The sequence below is a fragment of the Nocardia yunnanensis genome, assembly GCF_003626895.1.
Lineage (GTDB): Bacteria > Actinomycetota > Actinomycetes > Mycobacteriales > Mycobacteriaceae > Nocardia > Nocardia yunnanensis.
Genome location: NZ_CP032568.1, coordinates 4,227,620 through 4,248,005 on the forward strand (window position 1 = coordinate 4,227,620; position 20,386 = coordinate 4,248,005).

Consider the following 20,386-nt stretch of genomic DNA (forward strand, 5'->3'; position numbering starts at 1 on the left):
TCCCCGCCGAGCCCGCCGCACCCCTCGCCGACCCGGGACCGCCCGGCGGCGAGGACCACGGCCACCACCGCACCACCGGCCCGGCGATCCTGCTACCGCGCGTGGTGCGCGACAGCGCCATCGTCGCCTACCGCAACCTGCTGACCATCCTGCGCGTGCCGACCCTGCTGGTGACCGCCACCATCCAGCCGCTGATGTTCGTGTTCCTGTTCGCCTACATCTTCGGGGCGTCGCTGGGCGGCAGCCAGTACCGGGAGTTCCTGCTGGCCGGAATCTTCACGCAGACAGTCGCTTTCAACGCGGCGTTCACCACCGTCGGGCTCGCCAACGACCTGCACAAGGGCATCATCGACCGGATGCGGACGCTGCCGATGTCGCGGCTGGCGGTGCTGATGGGGCGCACCCTGTCGGATCTGGTGGTCAACATTCTGGCGCTGGCGGTCATGGTGGGCTGCGGGTACGTGGTCGGCTGGCGCATCAACGGCGGGATTCTGGACGCGGTGCTGGCGTTCGGGGTGATCCTGCTGTTCGCGTTCGCCATGTCGTGGGTGGGGGCGATCACCGGGCTCATGTCGCCCAGTGTCGAGGTGGCCCAGAGTGCCGGGCTCATCTGGCTTTTCCCGCTCACCTTCATCTCCTCGGCGTTCATCTCCAGCGAGACGCTGCCGGGGCCGCTGCGCACCGTGGCCGCCTGGAATCCCATCACCGCGGTCTCGGCGGCGGGGCGCAAACTGTTCGACAACGGGTCGCCGCCCACCTTCACCCCCGCGTCCGGGTGGCCGGCCGATCACTGCGTCGAATACTCCATCTACTGTTCGCTGGCGATTCTGGCGGTCGCGGTGCCGGTGGCGCTGCTGCAGTATCGGAAGGTGGCCAGCCACTGAGGTTTTGACGCAGAGACCAAACGAAGGGGTCCCCGCACATCGTGTGCGGGGACCCCTTCGCTCGTCGGTGCCGTGGTCAGCCGCGACGGCGGCTCTTGATGAGCTCGAGCCGCTCCTGAAGCAGCTCCTCGAGCTCCTCCTTGCTGCGACGCTCGAGCAGCATGTCCCAGTGGGTGCGCGGCGGCTTGACCTTCTTGGGCTCCTGGGTGGTGCCCTCGAGCAGGATGCCCTCCTGGCCGTTGCGGCACAGCCACGTCGGCGGGATCTCGGCGTCGTCGGCGAACGGGACGTCGAACTCCTCACCGTTGTCGGTGCGGTACCGCGCCATCCGACGCGGCGCCAAATCGTGGTCGCGGTCGGTCTCGTAGCTCACCGCTCCGAGCCGAGACCCCCGGAGTACGCGATCTGCCATGAGTGCGGTCCCTTCTCGCCTGTCGGCAATGTCTACAACTGTTGTTCTGCTCCTGCGCTACGTCTGTCCAACGCAGGAACACGCGCTGTGGTTCCCGTGGGGAGAACCCCGCCATTCTACTCGCCACCGCCGGCCGCTTCGCCGCGGCGTGCCCTTCCGCCCGGTCGCGGCCGCGAACGGCTATTGTTGCGGACCATGTCTCGACGCGTGCTGTCCTGCTGCCAGTGGTGCGGGCGGGAGATCGCCGAATCGGAGATCGGACGCCGCCGGCGGTATTGCCGACAATCCTGTCGCCAGCGCGCCTACGAGCATCGAAACAGCGTGAAGGGCACCGGTATTCCCGAGGATTCGGTGGTGCTCAGCGCCCAGGAGGTCGCCGACCTGTCGGACCGGTGGTTCGCGGCCCGGTGCGCGGCCGAGGATGTGGCGACCGCGGTCTCCGAAGGGGCGGAGATGATCGAACTCGCCGATCTCACCGCGACATTGGTGGCATTGACCCGCGAGGCGGAACGGCTGCGCTGAGCGCGGCGTGCCGGCGGGCGCGGGTGCTCAGCGCGTAGACCGCGGCGACGCCGGCGGCGGTGCCCGCGGCGACAAGGCCGAGGGCGGTGAGGGTTTCACCGTCGGGCCGGGTCACCGGCTGACCGCGCAACGCCTGCCACAGCAACAGCGCGACCAGTCCGCTGTAGCCCAGCGCCAGCACCCCGATCAGCCGGGTGCGGGTGGCCTCGGCGGCCAGCCAGCCCACCGACGGGGCGAGCCGGGCCAGCACGAACGCGGCCACGATGAGCAGCTGAATGCCGTGCAGGCCCGCGAAATGCGCGATCCGCATGTCACCGCCCGCGGTCGACCAGTGCGTCACCGGCAGGCCCGCGACGCCGTCGCGCACCGGCGGTTGCCCGTGCATGAAGGTGTGGCCCGCGCCGAGGGTGACGGGGTGGCCGTAGGCGTCGGTGGTCTGCTGGGCGCCGCTGAAACCCATCGTGTAGCCCAGCGCCATGCCGAACACCGCGATGCCCAGGCCCGCGCGGATGGCCATCGAGGTGGGGCGGTCGGTGACGCGCTGCCACGAAAGGGTCACCGCGATCACCAGATTCGCCAGGAACAGTCCCGGCACGCCGGTCATGAACACCCATTGGCCGATGGTGTTGACCGCGTCGTGCTGCTGGTTGAAATGGCTGAAGGTGCCGCGCGCGGCCTGCACCACGATGAACCCGACATCGGTGACGGCGGTCGCGGCGAACAGGGCGCCCATCCACCAGGTCAGGCGCTGACCCCGGTGCGGAAACGACACCAGCCAGGCCAGGGTGCCGCAGTAGAGGGTCATGGCGATGGCGAACTTCAACGGTTTGAGCCACACCGACTCGCCCAGCAGCAGGCGGTCGTCGAATGCCATGGCGCACAGGGAGAACACGGCCAGGGCGGTCATGGCGAGGGTGGTGGCGAGCAGTGGGCGGTGCAGGCGGCGGGCGGGGGTCGGCGAGGTGAGCGACGCGAGCGACGGACGATCGAGCGTGGTCATGACGCTGACGCTAGGTTCGCGCGACCGTGCGCCACGTCCCCCGGCGGTGGGGTGGGCGCCTAGTACCCGGGTATGAGCACAGCCCCGGCGGTATGAGCCGGCGCTGTGGTCTTGTGGGGCGCGAACGGGGTTGCCGCCCAATCCGATCCGCGTGGTGGGTCAGTCGGTGGGGGCGCCGACGTTCATGCCGCGTCCGGCCAGCCACGGCAGGGGGTCGATGGGGGCGCCTTCGCCGGCGTGGACCTCGTAGTGCAGGTGCGGGCCGGTGGAGTAGCCGCGGTTGCCGACGGTGGCCAGGACGTCACCGGCGCGCAGCTGCTGGCCGACCTGGACCAGGATGTCCTGCATGTGGCCGTAGACGCCGATGGTGCCGTCGTCCTGCAGCACACGCACCCACAGGCCGAAGCCCGAGGCCGGGCCCGCTTCGATGACGGTGCCGTCGGTGACGGCGTGGATCGGGGTGCCGAAGCCGTCGGCGAAGTCGATGCCGGCGTGCAGCACGCCCCAGCGGGTGCCGAATCCGGAGCTCAGCGGTCCCGCGACCGGGCGCACGGTCTTGGGGCGGGCCTGTTCGGCGTGCAGGCCGTCGAGGAAGTCCAGCACCGGCTGCGGCACGACCTGCGGCATCTGCGCTTCGCGGGGGGTGACGGCGACGGGCGCGGCGACCGCGGCGTTCGCGACGGGGTTGCCCGGTCGGTCGCCGGTGGCGTCGGGATCGGCGGCGGCCAGGGCGGCCAGCGAGGCGCCGACGACGACGCTGACGGCCGCGGCGCGGGTGGCGGCGGTGCGGTAGCGGCCGACTCCACGCAGCCGAGATAACGGTACGGTTACGGGCATGCCTCGAACGTACGAGGTGGCCGCAGCGGGCCGGAAATCCAGTAGCGACCGTCACAATGGTGCAAAAGCCCAGTTGACATGTCACGGTGCGGTAACGACACGCGGGTAATTCTGGGATGACGTCGGCGGACCGGGGTTGCCGCCGACTTGACGCCACCCGGGTGATACCGCCAACCTATTTCAGTGCCGACTAACGGAGTGCGGGTGTTGCGTGCGCTCGCCGACGACACCCGCCGCGCCGTCTTCGAATCGCTACCGCAGGGCCCCAAATCCGTCGGTGACCTCGCCGCCGGCCTCGGTGTCACCAGTTCCGCTATCTCCCAGCATCTGAAGATCTTGCGCGAGGCGCGGCTGGTGATGGTGCGCCCGCACGGCAACCGCCGCCTCTACTCGCTGGACCCGCGCGGCCTCGCCGATGCCCGCGACTATCTCGAACAGTTCTGGCCCAGCGCCCTGGCCGCCTACTCCGCGGCCCTCTCGACCGCCCGCGAGGATCCGCCGCCGCCCTGAGACCCGCGGGGGAGGGCCCGCCGGTGTCGGAGCCGGGCGCTACCGTGGCGGGCGTGGGAACGTCTGTCGCCGTCGAGAATTCGCGCCGGGCCGGGGTTCCCGGCTGGTCGGTGCCGTTGCTGTTCGTCGCGGGCGGTGTCTCGCTGTATCTCGGGGCGGCGCTGGGCGTGCACCTGTTCGACACCGTCGAACCGGCCACCGTCGCCTGGTTGCGGGCCGCGGCGGCCGCGGTGGCGCTGCTGGGGTGGCGCCGCCCGTGGCGGGCGGGGTGGACGCGGCGCACGGTGCTGGTGGCCGGCGGGTTCGGTGTGGTGACGGTGGGCATGAACATCGCCTTCTACGAGGCGATCGCCCGCATACCCCTGGGTACCGCGGTGGCCATCGAGTTCCTCGGCCCGATCACCGTGGCCGCGCTGGGTTCTCGCCGTCCCCGTGACGTCCTCGCGGTCGTGCTGGTGGTGGCCGGGGTGCTGCTGCTGGTCGGCGTCTCCACCGATGCCCGTCCGCTGGGTGTGGGTTTCGCCCTGGTGGCGGCCGCGTTGTGGGCGGGCTACATCCTGCTGGGCAAGCGCGTGGCCGATGCCGGGTCGGGGCTGGACGCGCTGGCCGTCGGCATGGCCGTGGCCGCCGCCGGGCTGGCGCCGATCCTGGTGACGAGTCAATTGCTGTTGCGCCCAGCGGTTTTCGCCGATCCGAGCACGTGGCTGCTGGGTGTCGGCGTCGGGGTGCTGTCGTCGGCGGTCCCCTATGGTCTGGATCAGCTGGTCCTGCGCACGGTGGGCCGGGCGCGGTTCGCGCTGCTGCTGGCCTTGTTGCCGGCCACGGCGGCGGTGGTGGGTGCGATCGCGCTGGCGCAGCGCCCCACCCTGGCCGAACTGGGCGGCATGGTGTTGGTGATGGCGGCCTTGCTGCTCACCGCGCGCCCCCGCGATGCGGCGCGCTGAGCGCTAGCCGACGCGGCGGTAGGCCTGCTGGGCGCGGCGGTCGAGGTTGGTGCCGGGCCAGGGGCGTTTGCGCAGTTGCTTGTCGACGGCGTTGATCACTTCGGGGACGCCGATCTTCAACAGTCCGGGGTCGATGCCCTCGGCGTCCGGGTTGCCGAGGGTGCCGGCCCACAGCACAGCGTGGCGGCCGAGCAGATGCGGGGGCGGCCCGTGGCGGCTGGGCGGGTTGGGGCCGAACAGCAGCACGGTGCGGGAGCCGAAAGCCGTTGCCAGATGGGCCACCCCGGTGTCGCCGCAGACGACGAGGGCGGCCTCGGCGACGGTGGCGGCCAGTTCGATGAGGTTCTGCTGGCCCGCGAGCACCCGCGCCGGGGACAGTCCCGCGCGCGCGGCCACCGCGAGCGCGATCTCGCGTTCGGAGTCGTCGCCGGTCAGCACGACCTCGCGGCCCTGCACGAGCAGATGCCGCACCACCGCGGCGAAACGGTCGGGCGGCCAGCGCCGCGCGGGCGCGCCCGCCCCGACGTGCACGACCACGGCGTCGCGGTGGCTGGTGGTGGCCACCGGCGGCACCAGCCCGAGGTTGCGGCGGTCGGCGGCGATGCCGTCGGATTCCAGCAGATGACACCACCGGTCCACGTCGTGCAGCTCCGGCTGCCAGTCGGGTCCGGGCAGCTCCGGGTAGGCGGGGTCGCGGTAGGTGAGGATGCGCGTCGGGCGGGTGCGCGCCAATTCCGCGATCCCGTCGGGGCCGTTGAGATTGACCGCGAGCGTGGGGCTTTCGCCGTCCCAGCGCAGCCCCAGCGGATCGCTGACCGGCACCATCTCGTCGACGCAGGCGATGAGATCGACGATCGGTTTGAGCCGATGCGGTGCGGCCAGCACGATGTGGTCGTCGGGCCGGGCCCGGCGCAGCGCGCGCAACGCCGGGACCGCGGTGAGCAGCTCACCCAGCCCGCGTGCTCGCAGCACTAGTACAACCGCCACCTTCGTCTCCTAGCCGACCCGCTGCCACAACGCGAGACCCTCCACCGGACACCGCGGAGAGCCATTGGAGAAGGACTACCCGACCCGCCACCACGCGAAACCAGCGACGGGCCCCGCCGCCCGGCCCCGCAACCGGGTGCGTACTACCGGCTGTCGTTGGGTGGGTGTGATCGATTACGGTGGGGCGCATGACCTTCGTCTACAACCTCGTGGTGACGGCTCATCTGCTCGGTATGGCGGCGGTGGTCGGCGGGTACGTCGCCTCCCGGCCGCGGGTGTCGGAGTTGATGGTGTGGGGTGCGCGCGCTCAGATCGTGACCGGCGTGGTGCTGCTGGGGATGGCGGAATCGATTCATTCGCTGGGCAAGGACCCGAACATGGCGAAGATGATCGTGAAGCTGGTGGTGGCGGTGCTGGTCGCGGCATTCGCGGAGATGGGGCGCGCGGATGCCAAGCGGGGCAAGGAAGTGGCGTGGATGACCGACGCCGCGGGCGGGCTGGCGATCGCGAACGTGCTGATCGCCGCACTGTGGAAGTGAGGACGCGCGAAAACCCGCGCATGGCAACGAGTTAGCGCACCACCGTCGTCAGCGAATGCCGCACCCGGTGCAGGACTGCATCGGGTGCGGCATTGGCCGTTTCAGGGGCGGGTGGCCAGTTCGGGTGGGCGGGCGGCGTGGCGGGCGAGGTTTCGGGTGATATCGGCGGCCACGACCGCGTGCCCGGCCATGGTCAGGTGGATGAGATCGGCGGAGAGCCAGCCGGGGCGCAGGCGGGCGGGGTGGTCCCAGAATTCGGTGAGGATGGCGTCGTGGCGGTGCGCGACCCGCCGGACCGCGTCGGCGAATTCGGCGAAGCGCGGACGCAGCGGGGCCATGCGGCCGGTGAAGGAATCCGTGAGGGTGAACAGCGACAGCCGCGCGCCGGTGGCGGCGACCCGGCCGCACAGCTCGTCGAGGGCGGCTTCCACCGCGGGCAGCGCGGCATCGCGCAGCAACAGGTCGTTGCCGCCGCAGCTGATGTGCACCAGGTCGGGCGCGAACGCGTCGAGCGCGGGTAGCTGGGTGGCGAGCACCTCGCTCAGCAGCGCGCCGGTGCGGCCGGTGTTGAGGTAGTCGGTGCGCGGGTGGGCGGCCAGCAGCCAGCGCGCCACCCGGTCGGCCCACGGGACGGATTCGTAGCCGGGCCACGGGTCGCCGACGCCTTCGGCGGTGGAGTCGCCGATGACCGCGAAGCGCCGCCACGGCACCTCGCGCAGCAGCGCGGCCGCGGTGGCGTCCGACAGGGTGTAGGGGTCGGTGGTTTCGGTGCGCGCGGTCATGCGATCGGCTCCTTGACGGGCAGTGCGGCCAGCACGGCCGCGGCGACGGCGATGCCGGCGCAGACGGCGAACAGGGTGTGGAAGGCGGTCAGCGGCTGGGCGGGGTGGGCGGCGAACACGGCGGCCAGGATCGCCACCCCGAGCGCGCCCCCGGCTTGGCGGGCGGTCAGATTCATCCCGACACCGGCCGCGAACCGTTGCGGCGGAAGGGATTCCGCGGCGATGGTGCCCAGGACGGTGATCAGCAGCCCGATGCCGCTGCCGCCGAGCAGCCCGGCCGGAATCCACGCCGTCCACAGCGCGGGCGTGGCGTCCCAGGCGTCGGTGCTCATGTAGAAGGTGGACGCGGCGAACAGCAGCGCGCCCAGCACCCCGAGCCCGCGCTGCCACGAGCCGGGGGCGCGCCCGGCCACGACCGCGCCCGCCATGGCGGCGACCGCGCCGACGGTCATGGCGCCCGCGGAGCGCAGCACCGAGTAGTGCCACAGGGTGTCGAGCCACAGCGGCCCGGCCAGCAGCCAGGCGAACATGGTCGCACCGAACACGAAGGCCACCGCATTGACGCGCGCGTAGGAACGGCTGCGCCACAACGTGACCGCGATGGCCGGGCGCGGATGGCGGCGCGAGCGCCACAGCGCCAGCGCCAGCAGCGCCAGGCCGCCCACGCCGCAGGCCAGGGTGCGCGGGTCGCCCCAGCCCCACTGCTGGCCCTGGGTGACCGCGGCGACGACGGCGCCGATGCCCACGCCGGTGGCAGCGGTGCCCACGGGGTCGGGCAGGCCGTGCGGGTGGCGGCGCTCGCCGCGGGCGAGGCGCAGGCCGGCCACGATCAGCATCGCCGCGAGGGGCACGTTGACCACGAACACCGACCGCCACCCGAACCAGTCGACCAGCGCCCCGCCCGCGGCCGGTCCGACGGTGGCGGCGAAACCGCCCGCTGCGGTCCAGGCGGCCATGGCCACGCCGATGCGGGCGGGCGGGGTCACGCTCAACACCACACCCAGCCCGGCCGGGATGAGAAACGCCGCTGCGGCGCCCTGCAGGAAGCGGCCGGCGATGAGCCAGTCCGCGCCGGGCGCGAGCGCGCACAGCAGGGAGGTGAGCGCGAATCCGGCCAGGGCGGTGAGGAACACGCGTCCGCGCCCCAGCGCGTCGGCCAGTTGCCCGGCCGGGGTGAGCAGGGCGGCGAAGGCGACCGCGTAACCGCTGACGATCCAGGTCAGGGTGGCCGGCGCGGTGGCGGGATAGTCGCGGATCAGGGCGGGGAAGGCGATATTGACCACCGACAGGTCCAGAAAGGACATGAACGCCGCGCCGGAGGCGACCAGCAGGGCGCGCCGGGCGGCGGGGGAAGCGGTTGGGGCGGAAGAGGATTCGGCGGCGCGGAGCGCGGCGGTTGTCGTTGGGGCGGTTGTCGCTGTCGGGCTTTCGGCGGCGGGACGGGGGTCGGGCGCGGGATCGGGGGTGGGCTGTGGGTGGGTGAGGTCGGTCATCGGTGTGCTCTCTGCGCAACGGATATCGCGGATGAAAACTATACGCACGATCGTTCGTATTGTTGAAAAGTACGACCGATCGTGCGTTTACGCAACCGTTCGGTGCAAGATGGAGAGGTGACCCAGCCCGTGCACGCACCCGAACACGACGCTTCCGCCCCCGAGGAGGTCTCCGACGGTCGGCTGGCGAAAGGCGCGCGCGCTCGTGCCGGTATCGCGCGCCGCGCCGCCGAGGTCGCCTCGGTCGAGGGGCTGACCGCGCTGAGCCTGGCCAAGCTCGCCGGGGATCTGGGGGTCAGCAAATCCGGGGTGGCGACGCTGTTCGGCACCAAGGAGAACCTGCAACTGGCCGCGGTCGCCGCCGCGCGAGAGATGTTCGTCGACACCGTGATTCGCCCCGCCCACGCCGCCGAGCGCGGGATGCCGCGGTTGCGGGCGATGATCGAGCGCTGGTTCGCCTATATCGAGGAGCCGGTGCTGCCGGGCGGTTGTTTCCGCGGCCAGATCGTGCCGGAGTTCGACAGTCGTCCCGGCGCGGTGCGCGACGCGCTGGTCGCCGACCGCGACGACTGGTTCGCGGTGCTGGAGAAGGAGATCGGCCGCGCCCAGCAGCAGGGCCGGCTCGCGGGCGTGGATCCGCACGCGCTGGCGTTCCAGCTGGACGCGATCGTGGCCGCCGCCAATACCGCGGCGCGCCTGGGTGACGAGACGGCGCTGCCGCTGGCGCGGCAACTGGTGGACGGCCTGCTCGGACCCGACCGCTGAGCATTACGTCGGGTGCCGGCGTACACCGTCTGCCACTCGCGCCCTGACCAGCGCGCTGGCGAAACCGCTTCGCGCCCTCACCCGTGCCCTGACCCGCAGGTCGGCGAAACCGCTTCGCGCCCTGCAATTCTGCATCGACTGCGTGAATGCAGTTCGGTCACAGCTGGTTTCACGTGGAGCAATGCCCGCGGCGGGTCAGGCCGGGCGGGGCGCGTACATGATGAGCGCCACCCCGGCCAGGCACACCAGCGCCCCGGTCACGTCCCAGCGGTCGGGCCGGAATCCGTCGAATGCCATGCCCCACACCAGCGATCCGGCCACGAACACCCCACCGTAGGCGGCCAGGATGCGCCCGAACTGCGCGTCGGGTTGCAGGGTGGCCACGAACCCGTAGAGGCCGAGCGCGACCACCCCGGCCCCCATCCACGCCCAGCCGCGCTGTTCGCGCACCCCCTGCCAGATCAGCCACGCCCCGCCGATTTCGGCGAGGGCGGCCAGCCCGAACAACAGGATCGATCGCGCCACGGTCATGTCCGCCACCCTAGAGCCCGCGGTCGCGCCGGTCGCGCTCAGTTGCGTGTCGCGGCCGCCTCGAACAGTTGCTGGCCGAGGTAGCCGCCGGGGCCGGGCACGCCGGGCGGGATGGCGAACACCGCCGACCCGACCGGGATCGTCCACTGGTTGAGGGCGTCGAACTCGGCCAGCCGCTGCTGCACCGGCAGATATTGGGTGTCGATATCGCGTTGGAAGGACGCGAACAGCAGACCCGAGTTCGACACGTGCCCGGGGGCGGGGGCGTCGTCGTAGTTGTAGCCGCGGCGCAGGAACCGTTCCCCGTCGTGGGCGTGGTGGGCGCGCGCGATGTGCGAGGACGGCGGGATCTTGGGGATGCCGTAGCGGTCGACGGCGCCGAAGTCGGCCTCGTCGAATTCGGCGCCGCCCGACAGCGGCGCGCCCTCGGCGACGGTGCGGCCCACGGTGAGGGCGCGCCCGTCGGCGTCGAGCTCGTCCCAGGTCTCGAGGTTCATCGCGATGCGCCGCAACACCATCGAGGTGCCGCCGGCCAGCCACGGCCGCGCGGCCCCGTCGTCCCACACCAGCCGCTCGAAATCGGGGGTGCCGGGGGCGATGTTGACGGTGCCGTCGACCGACCCCATGAGGTTGCGCATGGTCTGCCCGCGCGCGGCGTTGCGGAATCCGCGCTGCACCCAGCGCACCGACACCAGCGACTTCACGTGTTTGGACAGCACGCGCACGGCGTGCGCGACGGTGGTGGCCTCCTCGGCGCAGATCTGCAGCAGCAGATCCCCGTCGCACCAGGCGGGATCGAGCCGGTCGATGGTGAACGGCGGCAACGGGTTACACCAGGGCGGCCGCCGCTGGTCGAGCCCGGCGACGGCGAACATCCGCGGCCCGAATCCGACGGTGACGGTGAGCCGGGCGGGGCGGGCGGCGAGTTCGGGTTCGGTGTCGGCCAGCGCCGGCATGCCCTGGGTGAGCCGGGCGGCGTCGTCGGTCCAGATTTTCAGCAGTCCGACGATGTCCTCGCGCGTGGTGCCCGCGGCCAGGTCGTAGGCCGCGAACGCCGCATGTCCCGGCGGCTCGGTCGCGATGCCGGCCTGGTGCTCGCCGTAGAAGGCGACGGTGTCCAGGCCGGGGTCGCGGTCGTGGTCGCGGCGGGTGAGACTGGCCGCGCCCCAGCCGATTCCGGCGGCCCCGGCCGCGCCGGCCGCGACGGCGGTGCCGCCGAGCAGGCGTCGCCGGGTCAGGCGCGGCGGTGTCGCCGGGTCAGCCACCGTGGGCGGCGTTGTCGCCGGAGGGCTGATAGTTCTCCTTGCCGCCGGCGAAATCACGCACCTGCGCGGTGACGGTGGTAGTGGAGCCGTCGGAGAAGGTCAGGGTGATGGGGGTTTCCGCGCCGGTGCGCAGCGGCGCTTTCAACCCCATGAACATCAGGTGGTCGCCGCCGGGGGCGAGGGTGGCCTTGGCGTGGGCGGGGATGACCAGGCCGCCGGCCTTGGGCCGCATCATCTTCTCCCCGGAGCCGTCGGGGGCGGTCTCGTGGATTTCCACGGTCGCCGAGGCCGGGCTGGTGGCGGCCACCAGATTGACCGGTTTGTCGGAGTTGTTGGTGAGGGTGCCGAAGGCGGCGGACATGCCGCTGTCGGCGGCCTTGATCCACTGGTCCGACAGCGACACCGCGTCGGCGGCCTTGCCGCTGGAATCGGCGGCCTGCTGCGAGTTCGAACAGGCCACCGCCGTGAGGGCGAGGGTGGTGAGGGCGGCGGCCGCGCCGAGACGGCGAGCCAATCCACGGGGGCGCGGGCGCGCGGGGGTCATCGAGGACATGGAGGAACTCCTGGTGTCGAGGGGACGGGAGCGCTCCGAACCGGCGAAACACGGTGTCCAGCAGGCGCGACGGGTCGGGGTCGACCGGAGGCGAAGGGCCGGGCCGGTTTTCAGGCCGGAGCGAGAAGACAGAACGCGACCTGCCCGGGTGGGCCGCGCCGGCCGATGCCCGGATCCACCCGCAACCGTCCCGCCTCCGCGCGATCGTCACGCTCGCGCCGGCGCGCCACGCGCACCGCGGGCACCGGGACCGAACCCAGGGCCTGCATGAACCGCCGCACGCTGGTGACGGCCCGCCGCAGCCCCGCCTCGGCGGCGCGAATCACCATCGCGCCCACCGGGATCGCGACCAGATGCGCCGGCAGCATCGACGGCGACGCTCCGTGGTGGTGATGGCCCGGCGACAGCGACAGCGCGCCGTGCCCGATCGACTGTCCCGCCGCCAGCAGCGCCATCGTCCCTGCCGCCCCGTAGCGTGGCCGCAGCGACGCCACCACCACCCCGACGAGCGTGCACGCCGCCAGCAGCAGGGTCAGCGACGGCCCGCCGGGCAGCGTCGCGCCGCCGCCGAGTCCGTGCGCGAGGACGGCCACCGCTCCGGAGCACGCGCCGACGGCGGCGCCGCGCAGGCGCGCGCTGGGATCCGTCGGGCTGGGCATGCGCTCATGCTACGACGCGGTGTCGGAGGCGCGGTGTGCAGGTCGCGGGACCGGTGTCCGCACAGGATCTTCACAATCGGCGCGAACCATCTCCATGGTGGTTGCCTAAGGTCGCCTGTATGGAAACCAGTCCGAGGAGTCCGCGCCGGATTCTGGTGGTCGAGGACGAACCCACCATCGCCGAGTCCCTCGCGGCCCGGCTGCGCGCGGAAGGGTATGCCGTCGAGGTGGTCCACGACGGTCCCGCGGCGGTGGCCGCCGAAGCGGCGGGGGAACCGGATCTGGTGGTGCTGGATGTGATGCTGCCCGGCTTCGACGGGCTCGAGGTGTGCCGGCGCATTCAAGCGCGCCGCCCGGTGCCGGTGCTCATGCTCACCGCCCGCACCGACGAGACCGACATGCTGGTCGGCCTGGGGGTCGGCGCCGACGACTATCTGACCAAACCGTTCTCCATGCGGGTGCTCGCCGCGCGAGTGGCGGCGCTGCTGCGACGGGTGGAACGCACCGCCGCGCCCGGCACCAGCATCGTGGTCGGGGATCTGCGCATCGACACCGATCAACGGCGGGTGTGGCGCGCGGACACCGAAACCCAGCTCACCCCTTTGGAATTCGAGCTGCTGGTGAATCTGGCGCGCCGCCCGCGCACGGTGCTGGCCCGCGAGCGTCTGCTCAGCGAGGTGTGGGGGTGGGCGGACGCGTCGGGCACCCGCGCGGTCGACTCGCACATCAAGGCCTTGCGACGCAAGCTCGGCGCGGATCTGATTCGTACCGTGCACGGGGTCGGGTACGCGTTGGAGGCGCGGTGAACCGCGCGGCCCGCTGGTGGCCGCGGCCGCTGGATCGGGTGCCCTCGATCAAGGTGAAGCTGGCGATCGTGATGGTCGGTTCGGGGGCGGTGGCGTTCGGGTTCTTCGCCTGGCAGATCGGCTGGTTGCCGCCGCGCACCACCATCGCGGCCACGCTGCTGGCGCTGGTGTTCTCGCAGGTGCTCGCGCACGGGATGACGCTGCCGCTGCGGGAGATGACCGCCGCCGCCCGGCGCATGGCCCACGGCGACTATTCGCGCCGGGTACGCGCCACCTCCCGCGACGAGGTGGGGCAGCTGGCGGCGGCGTTCAATCAGATGGCCGCCGATCTGGCCGCGGCCGATCAGCAGCGGCGCGAGTTCATCGCGAACGTGTCGCACGAATTGCGTACGCCCATCACCGCATTGGGGGCGGTGTTGGAAAACCTGGTCGACGGGGTGTCGCAACCCGATCCGGCGACCCTGCGCACCGCGCTCGCGCAGACCGAACGCTTGAGCCTGCTGGTGTCGGAGCTGCTGGCGCTGTCGAGCGTGGAAGCCGGCGCGGTGGCCTTGGAACGCGAGACGCTGCCGGTGGAGCCGCTGCTGAAGCAGGTGGTCGCCGAGGCGGAGGTGATGGCCGCGGCCATCGACCGGCCGGTGCGCTTCCACATCGCGGTCGCCGACCCCGCGCTGACCGTGCACGCCGATCACGCCCGCCTGCATCAGGTGCTGCTCAACCTGCTCGACAACGCCACCCGCCACGGCCCCGCGCACGGCCAGGTCCGGGTGCGCGCCGTCGGCGAGCGCGGCCACACCGTGCTCGAGGTCGCCGACGACGGGCCCGGCATCCCCGTGGCCGAACGCGCCGGGGTGTTCGAACGCTTCACCCGGGGCGGGCGCGCCAGCGGCGGCGGCACCGGTCTGGGTTTGGCGATCGCGCGCTGGATCGTGGAGTTGCACGGCGGCACCATCGCCGTCGCCGACCCGGGCTCGCGCATCCGCGTCACCCTGCCCGGACCCTGACACCGCCGACATTCCCCTCCGTCACCCGCTGCGCGCCGCGCACCCGGGACGGTCCCGCACACCCAGTGGAGGCTTCGCCATGCCCGAAAACCGTAACGACACAACGCTTTCCGAGTCGGAGGTCATCGACGACGCGCCGCCTGCCGTGACCGGTCGGGACGCGTATGCGAGAGCGCCGATCCCGCAACGGGTTCCCCCGCGCTCGGCCTTGGTGCCGGTTCCGGCCGGGGCGCTGACCGCCACCGCCGGGGTCGGCGTGGCCGCCGCGGTGCTGGTGCCGCTGGATCGGCCGGGGGTGGGATGGGTGCTGGCGGGCGCGATCGCGGCGGGCGCGGTGTACACGGTCGATCGCGCGGCCCGCCGAGCGGTCGCGAACCCGAACCCAGACACGGTCCCGGACCCAAACGCGGAAGCGGTCGCGAACCCAGACGCGGGCGCGAAGCCAGACGCGGACCCGGAGCCAGGCACGGACACGGGCGTGTACCCGGACGCGGGCGCGGATCCGGTTCCAGTCGTGGGCGCGGCGAATGGGCGCACCGGTGCGCCGATGCGTTGGCGTCGGGTGTGGTGGGTGGGGATGGCGTTGGCGCTGTTGGGGGTTGGGGCGCTGCGGGACGCGCCGTGGCTGTTCGGGTTGTGTGTGGTGGGCGCCGCGGTGGCGGGGTCGCTGGCGGTGGTGCCGCGCTCGGTGTACGGGTTGTGGGTCGAGGCGGTGGCGGTGCCGGTCGCGGCGCTGTGTTCGCCGCCGTGGCTGTCTCGGGCGCTGCGGGCGGCGCGGGAGCGGCGGGGCGGTGGGTCGCAGCGGGTGTGGTGGTCGGTCGCGGTCGCCGCGGCCCTGCTGCTGGTGATGGTGCCGTTGCTGGCCGGCGCAGACGCGGTGTTCGCGGGACTGGTGGACGCGCTGCTGCCGAGCATCGACGTGCCCGCGGTGCTGCGGTGGACGCTGGTGTTCTGCGTCGCCGGGCTGGGGACGGCGGGGGCGCTGTATCTGCTGGCCGGACCGCTCCCGTCCGCCGGGGACGCGCCGCACGCCGATTGGGAAGACCAGGCGGCGGCCGGGGATCGGTGGGGCCGGAAGGGAATTCGCCGTTTCTCGCCGGTGGAGTGGGGAATCCCGGTGGGGACGTTGACGATCGTGTTCGCGGCGTTCGTGGGGACGCAGGTGGCGGTGCTGTTCGGCGGGGACGGGTATGTGCGGCGCACCGCCGGGCTGACCTACGCCGAGTACGCCCGCGGCGGGTTCTGGCAGCTGTCGATCGTGAGCGTGCTGACGCTGGCGGTGATCGCGGCGGTGCTGCGCTACGCGCGGCAGCGCGCACGTGCCGAACGACGCTGGCTGCGTGCCGCGGTGGCGCTGGTGTGCGTGCTGACGCTGGTGATCGTGGCCTCGGCGCTGCATCGCATGTGGACCTATCAGCAGGCGTACGGATTCACGGTGTCGCGGCTGCTGGTGGAGGTGTGCGAAGGCTGGATCGCGCTGGTGTACCTGCTGGTGGCGGCGAGCCTGGTGCGTTTGCGGCGCGGCTGGATGCCCCGCACGGCGGCCGGTGCCGCCGCGGTGACCCTGCTGGGTCTGGCGCTGCTCGACCCGGAAGCCTTTGTCGCCGACCGCAATATCGACCGCTGGCAGGCAGGCAAACCCCTCGACACCGCCTACCTGAGCACCCTGTCCGCGGACGCCCTGCCGGCCACCGACCGCCTCCCCGCCCCCGAGCGCGCCGCCATCGCCGACGTCATCCGCACCCGCCTGCCCGCCGACTCCTGGCAGAGCTGGAACTACGCCCGCGCCACCGCCGGCCACTGACTGCCCTCGCCGCGTCCGATGAGCCGAGCATCGCTTGAGCCGAGCGTCGCGAGGGCGAGGGAGCGTCCTCTCTGGGCGGCCTCGTTCGTGCGGCTTCTCTGGGGGCCTCGTTCGTGGAGGTTCGGATGCGCGGCACCCGCAGACCTAGGGCCACCCGCGTCACTTGGCCGCCCGCCCCACTTGGCCGCCGGCGTCACTGGCGTTTGGTGATCAAACCCCGAATTCGACGGGCGCCCAGCTGTGTCCGGCGTCCTGGGTGACGAGCATCCTCGTGGCCTGCGGCCCCGATCCGGTGCCCGCCTGGGCCAGGATCATGAAACCCGTTGTGTCGGTGGCGAACACGCTGGAGGACACCTGCCAGCCGGGGTCGGGTGCGGTGTAGGCGGTGCTCCAGCTCTGCCCGCCGTCGGCGGACGCGAGCACCTGGTTGTCGAGGACGGCGTTCAGGTGGGTGGCGTCCGCGGCGGCGAGGGCCGCGTTCGGGACGAGCGTGGGCGCCAGTTGCGCGGTCTCGGTGAAGCTCACCCCGCCGTCGATGGAGGTCAGCAGCCGCATCGTGGTGCCGTTGTCGTCGTGGAAGCCGCTGCGGCCGCACAGGGCCAGCACGCGTTTGGCCGAGGTGACCGTCCAGTCGGCCGGGCCGTCCCCGCCGCAGGGCGATGCCCAGCCGGTCCAGGTCCCGTCGACGAGACGCGCGCCGCCCCAGCCCCGGTCGTAGACCTCGTACCAGGCCCGGCTGCCCACTGCCACCACGTGGGCCAGGGGATTGGGGCCGCCCCCGACCGTGGCCGGGATGCCGGTCGTCTTGGTCCAGGAGTCGGTGCCGACGGTGCTGGTGAACAGGACCGGTCGGCCACCGGTCTCCACGGCCGCGAAGTAGGCGGTGTCGCCGGAGACGGTGAGCGATCCGCTCTGCACTTCGGCGGTGAGCTCGGGATCGGCCGGGCGCCAGGTGGTTCCACCGTCGTGGGTGGCGAACAGCCCGTGCGAGGTCTCGATCCAGCCGTGGTGGCTGTCGGCGAAGATCAGTCGCCCGCCGTGGGCGTCGCTGTCGCGCAACGGCTGCGGCAGCGCGACCTGCTCCCAGGTGGCGCCACCATCGGTGGTTTTGCGCAACGCCAGGCACGACGCGCCCGCACACGGAGAGGTGTGTCCCAGCACCCAGCCGTCGTCGGCAGACGCGAACTGGACCGAATCGGGTTGGAAGCCAACGGGTTCCGCAGCAGCGGGCGCGGTGGGTACGGGTGTGGCCTGCGGTGTCTCGATGCCCGCGGACGGGGTGGCGGCCGCCTGCGTGGTGGCGTGCCCCGCCGGGTAGGGCCCTTCATGTCCGGGGTCGACGGTCAGTGCCGCGATCAGCCCTGCCGCCAGGACCGGGACTCCCACTCCGACGACTCCGGCCAGCACGACCGGACTGCGCAAACCCACCGGCCCCGACTCCCTTCGACACCCGCCCCGGCCGCTGCCGGGACGGTCGTCCGGGCGGGCCTGTGGCACAACGGGACCGAGTATGCCCGCTGCATGTCCGATTCGCCCATTCGGCTGGGTGGGCGGGGTCAGGCGCGCAGGCGTTGCAGGAGGTCGGCGGCGGTGTCGAGCATGTGGTCGACGGAGTCGGTGACGTAGAGCAGGTCGAGGAACACGTCGTCGAATCCGGTGTCGGCGACGACGGAGTGGACGGTGTCGGCCACGAGTTCGAGATCGGTGCCCGCGGCGATATTGACGCGCAACACCGTATCGATGGCCTGCGGATCACGGCCCGCCGCGACGGCGGCCTCGTCGATGACCGCGCGCAACCGCAGCAGCTGTTTGCCCCAGCCGGGCGGGCCGGGCACCGGGACCATGGGCAGCCAGCCGTCGCCGCGCCGCCCGATGCGCGCCAGCCCGGCCGGGCTGAACGCCGCGAGGTGAATCGGCGGCCGCCGCACCGGTTTGAGTTCGCTGCGATGACTGGGCACCTGCACGAACCGCCCCTGGTAGGCGGCGGGGTCGCTGGTCCAGATCGCTTCGAGCGCATCCAGGGTCTCCTCGAGCCGCGCGCCCCGATGCGTGAAGGGAACCTCGGCGGCCGCGTACTCCTCCGGCGACCACCCGATCCCCAACCCGGCGATCAACCGTCCCGCACTGACCACCTCGACGGTGGTCAACGCCCGCGCCAGCACGGCCGGCCGATGCAGCGGCGCGATCAGCACATTGGTGCCCAACCGCACCCGCTCGGTCGCCGCGGCCGCGATGCCCAGCACCACGAACGGGTCGAGCACACAGTTGAATTCGTCGGGAATGGTGTCCTTCCCGCCATACCCGACCTGCGGATCGGTCGCCGCGATCAGCCGCTCACCCACCCACAAACTGTCGGCCCCCGCATGCTCGAGGGTGGTGGCATAGTGCGCGATCCGCGCACCTTCACGCGCGTGCGAACCATACTGGGGAAGCGCGAAACCGATTTTCACCCTCTCCGTGATACCAGACACATGGCGCCCACCCCCGCGCGGCCGCCACGATGGGCCGGGTGGGACAACACCGAGACCGCATGCTCGCCGGAGACCTCTACCGCGACAACGATCCCGAACTGGTCGCCGAACGACGCCGTTGCGGCCGCCTGCTCGACCGGTTCAACGCCACCCGCGCCGACCAGGACGCGCAGCGGCGCGCCATCCTCGAGGAGCTGCTCGGCGAGATCGGGGAGGGTTCGTGGATCATGCCGCGCTTCCAATGCGACTACGGGTACTCGATCCGGTTGGGCCGCAACAGTTTCCTCAACTACGACGCCATCGTCATGGATTGCGCGCCGGTCACCATCGGCGACGACGTCTCCATCGGGCCCCGCGCGCAGCTGCTGACCGCCCTGCACCCGATGGACGATCACGACCTGCGCCGCGCGCGCTGGGAGACCGCCGCGCCCATCACCATCGGCGACAATGTGTGGCTCGGCGGGGGTGTCATCGTGTGCCCGGGGGTGCGGATCGGCGCGAACACCGTCGTCGGCGCCGGTGCCGTGGTGACACGGGAGCTGCCCGAGAAGGTGTTCGCCGCAGGCAATCCCGCGCGGGTGGTGCGGGCACTGTGAGGGGGCGGGTTACTGGGGGAGGCCGACGAGGTCGGCGCAGAGTCGGTGCAGGCGGGCGGCGGCGGCGTCGTCCTGGGCGGCGCGGCCGGGGGCTTTGACGCGGTTGTGCTGGAAGTAGCAGCCGGTGACGGCGGCGACGTCGGGGTCGGTGGCCAGATAGGTCAGGGTGCGGGCGCCCTCCTCGGGGCTGATCATGAACAGCCGTTTGGCGATCGCGAGGGCCGGGCGGGCGAACCAGGGCGCGGAATCCCAGATATCGGTGGCCACGACGCCGGGATGGAAGGCGTTGGCGGTCACCAGGTTCGCGGGCAGCCGCCGCGCCAGATCGCGGGCATAGAGGATATTGGCGAGTTTGGCGCGGCCGTAGGCGGCCTGCCCGCTGTAGCCGTGCCGGAACTGCGGATCGTCGAAACGCAGAGTGTTGCCGTAGTGCATGGCCGAGGAGGTGAACAGAATGCGGGCGGGCGCGCCGGCGCGCAGCAGATCCAGCAGGAGTTCGGTCAACAGGAACTCGGCCAGATGGTTGAGCGCGAAGGTGGATTCGAGACCGTCGGCGGTCTCGCTGCGGTGGGCGTAGAAGCCGCCGGCATTGTTGGCCAGCACGTCGAGACGGTCGTAGCGCTCGCGCACGGTGTCCGCCAGCGCACGCACCTGCTCGAGCCGCGACAGATCACATACCAGGGTGTCCACGCGGGCGTCGCCGCCCACGGATTGCGCGGCGGCGGAGAGCTTGTCGGGGTTGCGGCCGACCAGCACGAGATGATGTCCCTCGGCGGCCAGCGCGTGCGCGGCCGCCAGGCCGATCCCCGATGTGGCCCCCGTGATCAGCATGGTCTTCATGCCCTGCCAGCCTGCCACACCGCCGCCGCGCTGTCGCGTCATCGTGGTCGACGGGGATTGCGCCGCGCCCGGCGAAAGCCGCTGCCGCGCAACGCAAACGCCGTCGTTGTGCGGCAGCACCAACCGGGCTGCGGAATTCAGGCACACTGCCCGATGACAGCACCCCACGCCGCCCGGGAGGT

At 72.1% G+C, this 20,386-nt stretch carries 23 protein-coding genes; 10 read left to right on the forward strand and 13 right to left on the reverse strand.

From position 1 onward, the window contains the following. Positions 1–86: 86 nt before the first annotated feature. Positions 87–884, forward strand: a complete 798-nt coding sequence (locus tag D7D52_RS19790; protein WP_425464684.1) for an ABC transporter permease — start codon at positions 87–89, stop codon at positions 882–884. Between the two features lie 76 nt (positions 885–960). Here the strand turns inward: D7D52_RS19790 and D7D52_RS19795 are convergent, their stop codons facing one another. Next, positions 961–1,296 (reverse strand): RNA polymerase-binding protein RbpA, encoded by a 336-nt coding sequence (locus D7D52_RS19795; protein ID WP_120738498.1) that lies wholly within the window; start codon positions 1,294–1,296, stop codon positions 961–963. Positions 1,297–1,491: 195 nt separating this feature from the next. On the opposite strand from D7D52_RS19795, the gene D7D52_RS19800 reads away from it, so the two are divergent. Next, positions 1,492–1,818 carry a hypothetical protein gene (locus tag D7D52_RS19800; RefSeq protein WP_120738501.1) on the forward strand — a complete coding sequence of 109 codons (327 nt, stop codon included), beginning with the start codon at positions 1,492–1,494 and terminating at the stop codon, positions 1,816–1,818. On the opposite strand, the gene D7D52_RS19805 is transcribed toward D7D52_RS19800, so the two are convergent. Both D7D52_RS19805 and D7D52_RS19810 read right to left on the reverse strand, forming a co-directional pair. Next, the gene (locus D7D52_RS19805; protein ID WP_187703016.1) at positions 1,769–2,818 is read right to left on the reverse strand and encodes a hypothetical protein; all 1,050 of its coding nucleotides are present in this window, start codon (positions 2,816–2,818) and stop codon (positions 1,769–1,771) included. The two genes, D7D52_RS19800 and D7D52_RS19805, sit on opposite strands and share 50 nt — an antisense overlap. Positions 2,819–2,977: 159 nt before the next feature. After that, positions 2,978–3,655: a M23 family metallopeptidase gene (locus tag D7D52_RS19810; RefSeq protein WP_120738503.1), complete on the reverse strand. Its 678-nt coding sequence runs from the start codon at positions 3,653–3,655 to the stop codon at positions 2,978–2,980. Positions 3,656–3,838: 183 nt separating this feature from the next. Between D7D52_RS19810 and D7D52_RS19815 the strand changes: the two genes are divergently transcribed. Beyond that, positions 3,839–4,165 carry an ArsR/SmtB family transcription factor gene (locus D7D52_RS19815; protein ID WP_120738505.1) on the forward strand — a complete coding sequence of 109 codons (327 nt, stop codon included), beginning with the start codon at positions 3,839–3,841 and terminating at the stop codon, positions 4,163–4,165. Between the two features lie 53 nt (positions 4,166–4,218). After that, positions 4,219–5,109: an EamA family transporter gene (locus D7D52_RS19820; protein ID WP_246023168.1), complete on the forward strand. Its 891-nt coding sequence runs from the start codon at positions 4,219–4,221 to the stop codon at positions 5,107–5,109. Positions 5,110–5,112: 3 nt separating this feature from the next. Here D7D52_RS19820 and D7D52_RS19825 read toward each other — a convergent pair whose 3' ends face one another. Then, the gene (locus D7D52_RS19825; protein WP_120738507.1) at positions 5,113–6,096 is read right to left on the reverse strand and encodes a glycosyltransferase family 9 protein; all 984 of its coding nucleotides are present in this window, start codon (positions 6,094–6,096) and stop codon (positions 5,113–5,115) included. A gap of 188 nt (positions 6,097–6,284) precedes the next feature. On the opposite strand from D7D52_RS19825, the gene D7D52_RS19830 reads away from it, so the two are divergent. Continuing rightward, a complete protein-coding gene (locus tag D7D52_RS19830) occupies positions 6,285–6,635 on the forward strand; it encodes a hypothetical protein (protein ID WP_120738509.1) in 351 nt (116 codons plus the stop codon). A 101-nt stretch (positions 6,636–6,736) separates the two neighbouring features. On the opposite strand, the gene D7D52_RS19835 is transcribed toward D7D52_RS19830, so the two are convergent. Both D7D52_RS19835 and D7D52_RS19840 read right to left on the reverse strand, forming a co-directional pair. Next, positions 6,737–7,417, reverse strand: a complete 681-nt coding sequence (locus tag D7D52_RS19835; RefSeq protein ID WP_120738511.1) for an SGNH/GDSL hydrolase family protein — start codon at positions 7,415–7,417, stop codon at positions 6,737–6,739. Then, positions 7,414–8,910 carry an MFS transporter gene (locus D7D52_RS19840; protein WP_120738513.1) on the reverse strand — a complete coding sequence of 499 codons (1,497 nt, stop codon included), beginning with the start codon at positions 8,908–8,910 and terminating at the stop codon, positions 7,414–7,416. Before D7D52_RS19840 ends, D7D52_RS19835 begins: the two co-directional genes overlap by 4 nt. Before the next feature lie 117 nt (positions 8,911–9,027). Here D7D52_RS19840 and D7D52_RS19845 point away from each other — a divergent pair, with 117 nt between their 5' ends. Then, positions 9,028–9,675, forward strand: coding sequence for a TetR/AcrR family transcriptional regulator (locus D7D52_RS19845; protein ID WP_246023169.1), 648 nt, complete (start codon positions 9,028–9,030; stop codon positions 9,673–9,675). Between the two features lie 195 nt (positions 9,676–9,870). Here the strand turns inward: D7D52_RS19845 and D7D52_RS19850 are convergent, their stop codons facing one another. The 4 genes from D7D52_RS19850 to D7D52_RS19865 all read right to left on the reverse strand — a co-directional run bounded on the left by D7D52_RS19850 (position 9,871) and on the right by D7D52_RS19865 (position 12,683). Next, positions 9,871–10,206 (reverse strand): YnfA family protein, encoded by a 336-nt coding sequence (locus D7D52_RS19850; protein ID WP_120744280.1) that lies wholly within the window; start codon positions 10,204–10,206, stop codon positions 9,871–9,873. A gap of 38 nt (positions 10,207–10,244) precedes the next feature. Continuing rightward, complete coding sequence (locus tag D7D52_RS19855; RefSeq protein WP_120738515.1) at positions 10,245–11,471, reverse strand: Dyp-type peroxidase; 1,227 nt, start codon at positions 11,469–11,471, stop codon at positions 10,245–10,247. Then, positions 11,464–12,024, reverse strand: a complete 561-nt coding sequence (locus D7D52_RS19860; protein WP_246023170.1) for a copper chaperone PCu(A)C — start codon at positions 12,022–12,024, stop codon at positions 11,464–11,466. Before D7D52_RS19860 ends, D7D52_RS19855 begins: the two co-directional genes overlap by 8 nt. 110 nt (positions 12,025–12,134) lie before the next feature. Next, positions 12,135–12,683: a hypothetical protein gene (locus D7D52_RS19865; RefSeq protein WP_120738517.1), complete on the reverse strand. Its 549-nt coding sequence runs from the start codon at positions 12,681–12,683 to the stop codon at positions 12,135–12,137. A gap of 119 nt (positions 12,684–12,802) precedes the next feature. On the opposite strand from D7D52_RS19865, the gene D7D52_RS19870 reads away from it, so the two are divergent. From D7D52_RS19870 to D7D52_RS19880, 3 genes are all read left to right on the forward strand, one after another. Continuing rightward, positions 12,803–13,489, forward strand: a complete 687-nt coding sequence (locus tag D7D52_RS19870; RefSeq protein WP_120738519.1) for a response regulator transcription factor — start codon at positions 12,803–12,805, stop codon at positions 13,487–13,489. Next, positions 13,486–14,493, forward strand: a complete 1,008-nt coding sequence (locus D7D52_RS19875; protein ID WP_425464551.1) for a HAMP domain-containing sensor histidine kinase — start codon at positions 13,486–13,488, stop codon at positions 14,491–14,493. The genes D7D52_RS19870 and D7D52_RS19875 overlap by 4 nt, the downstream gene beginning before the upstream one ends. Before the next feature lie 79 nt (positions 14,494–14,572). Next, positions 14,573–16,297 carry a DUF4153 domain-containing protein gene (locus tag D7D52_RS19880; RefSeq protein WP_246023171.1) on the forward strand — a complete coding sequence of 575 codons (1,725 nt, stop codon included), beginning with the start codon at positions 14,573–14,575 and terminating at the stop codon, positions 16,295–16,297. A gap of 210 nt (positions 16,298–16,507) precedes the next feature. Here D7D52_RS19880 and D7D52_RS19885 read toward each other — a convergent pair whose 3' ends face one another. Beyond that, the gene (locus D7D52_RS19885) at positions 16,508–17,725 is read right to left on the reverse strand and encodes a beta propeller repeat protein (protein WP_120738521.1); all 1,218 of its coding nucleotides are present in this window, start codon (positions 17,723–17,725) and stop codon (positions 16,508–16,510) included. A gap of 128 nt (positions 17,726–17,853) precedes the next feature. Then, positions 17,854–18,768, reverse strand: coding sequence for a TIGR03619 family F420-dependent LLM class oxidoreductase (locus D7D52_RS19890; protein WP_246023172.1), 915 nt, complete (start codon positions 18,766–18,768; stop codon positions 17,854–17,856). Between the two features lie 59 nt (positions 18,769–18,827). Here D7D52_RS19890 and D7D52_RS19895 point away from each other — a divergent pair, with 59 nt between their 5' ends. Continuing rightward, positions 18,828–19,364 carry a sugar O-acetyltransferase gene (locus D7D52_RS19895; RefSeq protein WP_425464685.1) on the forward strand — a complete coding sequence of 179 codons (537 nt, stop codon included), beginning with the start codon at positions 18,828–18,830 and terminating at the stop codon, positions 19,362–19,364. Between the two features lie 9 nt (positions 19,365–19,373). Here D7D52_RS19895 and D7D52_RS19900 read toward each other — a convergent pair whose 3' ends face one another. Continuing rightward, complete coding sequence (locus tag D7D52_RS19900; RefSeq protein ID WP_246023173.1) at positions 19,374–20,246, reverse strand: SDR family NAD(P)-dependent oxidoreductase; 873 nt, start codon at positions 20,244–20,246, stop codon at positions 19,374–19,376. Positions 20,247–20,386: the final 140 nt, after the last annotated feature.

Coding starts and splice junctions, on each gene's coding strand:
- D7D52_RS19895 (WP_425464685.1), top strand. CDS start 18,828: ATGCTCGCCGGAGACCTCTACCGCGACAACGATCCCGAACTGGTCGCC.
- D7D52_RS19795 (WP_120738498.1), bottom strand. CDS start 1,296: ATGGCAGATCGCGTACTCCGGGGGTCTCGGCTCGGAGCGGTGAGCTAC.
- D7D52_RS19850 (WP_120744280.1), bottom strand. CDS start 10,206: ATGACCGTGGCGCGATCGATCCTGTTGTTCGGGCTGGCCGCCCTCGCC.
- D7D52_RS19870 (WP_120738519.1), top strand. CDS start 12,803: ATGGAAACCAGTCCGAGGAGTCCGCGCCGGATTCTGGTGGTCGAGGAC.
- D7D52_RS19865 (WP_120738517.1), bottom strand. CDS start 12,683: ATGCCCAGCCCGACGGATCCCAGCGCGCGCCTGCGCGGCGCCGCCGTC.
- D7D52_RS19860 (WP_246023170.1), bottom strand. CDS start 12,024: ATGTCCTCGATGACCCCCGCGCGCCCGCGCCCCCGTGGATTGGCTCGC.
- D7D52_RS19880 (WP_246023171.1), top strand. CDS start 14,573: ATGCCCGAAAACCGTAACGACACAACGCTTTCCGAGTCGGAGGTCATC.
- D7D52_RS19835 (WP_120738511.1), bottom strand. CDS start 7,417: ATGACCGCGCGCACCGAAACCACCGACCCCTACACCCTGTCGGACGCC.
- D7D52_RS19800 (WP_120738501.1), top strand. CDS start 1,492: ATGTCTCGACGCGTGCTGTCCTGCTGCCAGTGGTGCGGGCGGGAGATC.
- D7D52_RS19810 (WP_120738503.1), bottom strand. CDS start 3,655: ATGCCCGTAACCGTACCGTTATCTCGGCTGCGTGGAGTCGGCCGCTAC.
- D7D52_RS19805 (WP_187703016.1), bottom strand. CDS start 2,818: ATGACCACGCTCGATCGTCCGTCGCTCGCGTCGCTCACCTCGCCGACC.
- D7D52_RS19900 (WP_246023173.1), bottom strand. CDS start 20,246: ATGACGCGACAGCGCGGCGGCGGTGTGGCAGGCTGGCAGGGCATGAAG.
- D7D52_RS19830 (WP_120738509.1), top strand. CDS start 6,285: ATGACCTTCGTCTACAACCTCGTGGTGACGGCTCATCTGCTCGGTATG.
- D7D52_RS19840 (WP_120738513.1), bottom strand. CDS start 8,910: ATGACCGACCTCACCCACCCACAGCCCACCCCCGATCCCGCGCCCGAC.